The organism is Xanthomonas prunicola (genome assembly GCF_002846205.1).
GTDB classification, from domain to species: domain Bacteria; phylum Pseudomonadota; class Gammaproteobacteria; order Xanthomonadales; family Xanthomonadaceae; genus Xanthomonas; species Xanthomonas prunicola.
The window spans coordinates 1-1,068 of sequence record NZ_PHKV01000063.1; the positions used below are offsets into that span (position 1 = coordinate 1).

The 1,068-nt window shown below is 61.5% G+C and carries 1 pseudogene; it reads left to right on the top strand.

The features are described from left to right. Nucleotides 1–1,068, top strand: a pseudogene (locus XpruCFBP8353_RS23035) (IS3 family transposase); the annotation flags it as partial.

Sequence of the window (1,068 nt, forward strand, 5' to 3'; positions counted from 1 at the left end):
TGATCGTGGGTTCAAGGTGGCAGAAGTCGCGGAGCGGCTGGGTGTCACGACGCACAGCCTGCCTGGCTGCGCAAGTTCGGCAAGTCTGGCGTGGTGCATCGCGCCGAGGTGGACCAGAGCGCCGAGGTTCGGCGGCTGAAGGCAGAGTTGCGTCGAGTGACCGAGGAGCGCGACATCCTAAAAAAGGCCGCCGCGTACTTTGCCAAGGGGTAAAGGCAAAGTACGCCTTCATGCAAGCCCACTGCGGGGAATTCAGGGTGTGTGCAATGTGCCGGGTATTGCGGGTCAACCGGTCGGGTTATTACGCCTGGTTGTGCTCGCCCAACAGTGAGCGCGCCAAGGAAGATGATCGCTTGCTTGGACTAATCAAGCACCACTGGCTGGCCAGCGGCAGTGTCTATGGGCATCGCAAGATTGCCAAGGATCTGCGCGAGCTGGGTGAGCGTTGCAGTCGCCATCGGGTGCATCGGCTGATGCGCACCGAGGGACTGCGTGCCCAGGTGGGCTATGGTCGCAAACCGCGCTTCCATGGAGGAATGCAGTGCAAGGCGGCGGCCAACCTGCTTGACCGACAGTTCGACGTGACGGAGCCGGACACGGCCTGGGCGAGCGATTTCACCTTCATCCGCACGCATGAAGGCTGGATGTACCTGGCTGTTGTGATCGATCTGTTTTCCAGGCAGGTCGTCGGCTGGGCGATGCGCGATCGGGCCGACACCGAGTTGGTCGTGCAGGCCTTGTTATCTGCGGTGTGGCGGCGCAAACCCAACACTGGTTGCTTGGTTCACTCGGACCAAGGGTCTGTCTACACCAGCGATGACTGGCGCAGTTTCCTGGCGTCCCATGGCTTGGTGTGCAGCATGAGTCGGCGTGGCAACTGCCACGACAACGCACCCGTGGAGAGCTTCTTCGGCCTGCTCAAACGCGAGCGGATCAGGCGGCGGATCTATCCCACCAAGGACGCCGCTCGCGCCGAGGTATTCGACTACATCGAGATGTTCTACAACCCTAACCGCCGCCACGGTTCCACTGGCGACCTGTCACCTGTAGAGTTTGAACGGCGCTACG